This window comes from Gemmatimonas sp., assembly GCF_031426495.1.
Taxonomy (GTDB): domain Bacteria; phylum Gemmatimonadota; class Gemmatimonadetes; order Gemmatimonadales; family Gemmatimonadaceae; genus Gemmatimonas.
This window is the reverse complement of the sequence record NZ_JANPLK010000031.1, coordinates 1-3,674: the sequence shown is the minus strand read 5'-3', so window position 1 is coordinate 3,674 and position 3,674 is coordinate 1. Positions and strand designations below refer to the sequence as shown.

Below are 3,674 nucleotides of genomic sequence, written 5' to 3'. Positions count from 1 at the left end.
CACTGATTTGTCCGCGTATACCCAACGCGATCTCGATCGGGTCGCCCACGAAGTGAATACGCGTCCGCGAAAAACCCTCGGCTTCCGCACGCCGGCAGCTATCTTCGCTGAGAGCGTTGCACCGACTCGTTGAATCCGCCGCTTATAGTGTTCAGAATTCAGCAACGACAGTGCTCAGTATCGAGCATTTGGTGGTGCCGAACGACAGAGAGGCGGTGGTCAACGCGAGCTGAAGTGACCTCGGGATCGCGGGTTTGCGCGACAGCCTTAAGGATCGCCAGCGCCACGAAACCCGCGCGACACTGTGGACTGTCGTTGCTGAACTCTGACCACTATACCCAGTCTGACGCCTGACGCCTGTTCACTGACCTCTGACTCGCGCTTTTCCTCCTCCGCCGCTACTCGACTTTCGTGACCTGATGTTCCGGGTCGCGCTCAACCACAATCGTGAACTCCTTCGTGAGCGCAACGATGCCGGCCACGGCGGCCCAGAAGGGCGCCAGGAAAGCGCCGGCCAGTCCTGCACTGAGTGGCATATCGATCAGCGTGCGTCCGGTCGCGTTGCGCACGATGATGCGCCGCACGTTCCCCTCGCGAATCAGTTGCTTGAGCGTCGACTTGAGCTTGTCGCCCGCCACCTTGATCTGCTCCATTGCCGCCTCGATGCTGAAGAAATGCAACCGTGATGCATGGTCAATCTACGGCCGCACGGCACGGCCGGTGTCGTGCTCCGCTATTGGCGGGCCCTGACCTGGGCTAATTTCTCCGAGCATCAATCGAGAAAACGGGCCCCGACGGGAGTGTGCAATGCCCACGCAGTACTACACCGCGTCCAGCCTGGACGGGTTCATTGCAACTGAGGACGACTCGATCGAGTGGCTGTTCTCGCTCGTCGACGTCAACGCGACCAGCTACCCGCAGTTCATCGCCGATGTTGGCGCCTTGGCCATGGGTTCGGCGACGTATGAGTGGATGCTGAAGCACGTCATCAAGCCGACCACCGGTGACGGTGCGTCGTGGCCGTACACGCAGCCCACGTGGGTGTTCTCGAGCCGAGCGATCGAACCGATCGACCGGGCCGAGATCCACGTGGTGCGCGGCGACGTGCGTCCGGTGCACGCCGCGATGACGCAGGCCGCCGCTGGCAAAAACCTTTGGATCGTAGGCGGTGGCGATCTGGCCGGGCAGTTCTACGACGCCGGGCTGCTCGACGAGATCATTGTGCAGATCGGATCGGTCACCTTGGGGCGCGGCAAGCCACTGCTGCCGCGTCGTATCGACGGAGCGCTTGCGCTACGACTGACTTCGGTGGAGCGGATCGGCGACGGCATGGCGGAACTGCGCTATGACGTGCGACGCGCGGAGGTGTCAGTATGAGTGGGTATCTCGAAAAAGCGTTCGGCTACCGCGACGACACGATGCATCTTCCGGTGCCGAACCTCGCGGCCGCGCTCCCATTCTACCAAACAGTGCTCGGCTTTCGCGTGGTCTCACGCCACGATGCCCCGCATACCCGGGCGGTGCTGGCGCGCGACGACGTGCAGATCGGGCTTGAGGAAAACGGCGGTGATCCCACGCAGGATGGCTGCGCCTTTCATGTGCGCGGCCTGACGGCGCTGTTCGCCGAGTTCGCAACGCGCGGACTCGCGAAGTCTCCGTCGGATTTCGGTGTCGAGCAACGGGACGGTGTGGCGTGGACGGTCTGCTACGTCATTGCGCCCGATGGACTGTGCTACTGGTTCGGCGAGCGCGGCACCACCTGACAATGATGGCGCAGGCGTGCCGGTCGCCGCAGCTTTGTCTGGTCCGTTTAGTCGTGTTTCACTCTTGGGGAACCTGCATGTCACCACGTCATTCTCTCGCGCGGGTCGGCGCACTCGGTGCGCTCGCCGTCGTTGCGTCGCCTCTGTTGGCACAGCGGCCCAGCACCATGGCCGGCCGTTCCACCGTCTATGCGCCCAGCGCCGTCGTGGCCACCAGCCAACCTTTGGCGTCGGCGGCCGGTCTCGAAATCCTGCGCCGCGGTGGCAACGCGATTGACGCGGCGGTCGCCGCGGCGGCCGTGCTGAGCGTGACCGAACCGCACATGACGGGCATCGGCGGCGACATGTTCGCCATGGTGTGGCTGGCCAAAGAGCAGAAACTGGTCGCACTCAACGCGAGCGGACGGGCGGGATCACTGATGACGCGCGCTACACTCCAGGCGCGTGGCTTTCGCGTGGGCTCGCAGCAGGGCGTGATGTCGGTGACCGTACCGGGCGCACTGGCCGGATGGGACAAGTTGTTACGCACCCATGGGCGGCGAACACTCGCGCAGGTGCTGCAGCCAGCTATCGCGTATGCCCGCGATGGCTTTCCCGTATCGCCGATCATCGCATCGCAGTGGGCGAACGAGACCGCGTTCCTGCAGCGAGACTCGGCGGCCGCAGCCACCTATCTGCCGGGCGGACGGGCACCGAAGGCCGGTGATTGGTTTCGCAATCCCGACTACGCGCGCACCCTCAAGACCATCGCCGATAGCGGCATCGGCACCTTCTACGGCGGTGCGATCGGCAAGCGCATGGCATCGCGCATCAAGGCGTTGGACGGCTTCGTCACGATCGACGATCTGCGGAAGAATGCGCCGAACTGGGTGACGCCGATCTCGGTGCCATTCAAGGGATATCGGGTGTGGGAGTTGCCGCCGAGCAACCAGGGGATCGCTGCACTCGAAATGCTGCGCATTCTCGAACCGTACGACCTCAAAGCGATGGGGCACAACTCGCCGGCGTATCTGCATCATCTCATCGAGGCGAAGAAGCTGGCCTACGCCGACCTCGATCGTTTTGTGGGCGACGCTGATCATCTCGATATGCCGGCGTCGGAGATGCTCACCGACGAGTTCATCGCCGAACGGCGCAGTCATCTGAATCCGCTGCGTGCGCAGGAGCGAGTGGATCCGGGTCCGTTGCGCACGAAAAGCGAGACGGTGTATCTCACGGTGGCCGATGCCGACGGGAATATGGTGTCGTTCATCAACTCGATTTACGACTACTTCGGCTCGGGCGTCGTGGTACCGGGCTTGGGCTTCGCGCTGCACAACCGCGGCGCGAGTTTCACGCTCACCGAGGGGCTGCCGAATACGGTGGCACCGGGCAAGCGACCGTTTCACACGCTGATTCCCGGCTTCGTGACCCAAACGGTGAACGGCCGTGAACAAGCGTACATGAGCTTCGGGCTGATGGGTGGCGGCGTGCAGGCACAGGGGCACGTGCAGTTCCTGCTCAACTACTTCGTGTTCGGCATGGACGTGCAGGCGGCGATCGATGCCCCGCGTTTTCGTCACTACGACAAACAGCGTGTGGCGCTCGAGGTGCCGATCGGGGATGGTGTGCGCAATGCGCTCATCGCCATGGGGCACGTGCTGATCGAGCAGCCCACGGTAGCCTTTGGCGGCGCGCAGGCGATCGTGCGATTGCCCAAGGGGTTTGCGGCGGGGAGTGATCCGCGCAAGGATGGGATGGCGGTGGGGTACTGAGGCGGGTTTGGTTCATGGGGTCAGAGTCGTTGTAACGCGGGATTCGCGGGTTTCAACGCCGCGGGCCCCAAGTAAAACCCCAGCGCGGCAGGTCCACGAGCCCCGGGATATGAGCCGGGGCCGGCAGGCGCCCCGGCCCCGGTGGCTCGATCACATT

Annotated in this window: 4 protein-coding genes and 1 pseudogene; 4 read left to right on the top strand and 1 reads right to left on the bottom strand. The window is 63.7% G+C overall.

Annotation, left to right across the window (positions count from 1 at the left end; all coding sequences use genetic code 11):
* Window positions 1–133 (top strand): annotated as a pseudogene (locus RMP10_RS08660) (IS30 family transposase); the annotation flags it as partial.
* A gap of 265 nt (window positions 134–398) precedes the next feature.
* On the opposite strand, the gene RMP10_RS08655 reads toward RMP10_RS08660, so the two are convergent.
* On the bottom strand, window positions 399–680 hold the full coding sequence (locus RMP10_RS08655) for a DUF4342 domain-containing protein (RefSeq protein WP_310569940.1): 282 nt from the start codon (window positions 678–680) through the stop codon (window positions 399–401).
* A 127-nt stretch (window positions 681–807) separates the two neighbouring features.
* Here RMP10_RS08655 and RMP10_RS08650 point away from each other — a divergent pair, with 127 nt between their 5' ends.
* From RMP10_RS08650 to ggt, 3 genes are all read left to right on the top strand, one after another.
* Window positions 808–1,377 (top strand): dihydrofolate reductase family protein, encoded by a 570-nt coding sequence (locus tag RMP10_RS08650; protein WP_310569939.1) that lies wholly within the window; start codon window positions 808–810, stop codon window positions 1,375–1,377.
* Window positions 1,374–1,763 carry a VOC family protein gene (locus RMP10_RS08645; protein ID WP_310569938.1) on the top strand — a complete coding sequence of 130 codons (390 nt, stop codon included), beginning with the start codon at window positions 1,374–1,376 and terminating at the stop codon, window positions 1,761–1,763. Before RMP10_RS08650 ends, RMP10_RS08645 begins: the two co-directional genes overlap by 4 nt.
* Before the next feature lie 77 nt (window positions 1,764–1,840).
* Complete coding sequence (gene ggt, locus RMP10_RS08640) at window positions 1,841–3,517, top strand: gamma-glutamyltransferase (RefSeq protein WP_310569937.1); 1,677 nt, start codon at window positions 1,841–1,843, stop codon at window positions 3,515–3,517.
* Window positions 3,518–3,674: the final 157 nt, after the last annotated feature.

Coding starts and splice junctions, on each gene's coding strand:
- RMP10_RS08650 (WP_310569939.1), top strand. CDS start 808: ATGCCCACGCAGTACTACACCGCGTCCAGCCTGGACGGGTTCATTGCA.
- RMP10_RS08645 (WP_310569938.1), top strand. CDS start 1,374: ATGAGTGGGTATCTCGAAAAAGCGTTCGGCTACCGCGACGACACGATG.
- ggt (WP_310569937.1), top strand. CDS start 1,841: ATGTCACCACGTCATTCTCTCGCGCGGGTCGGCGCACTCGGTGCGCTC.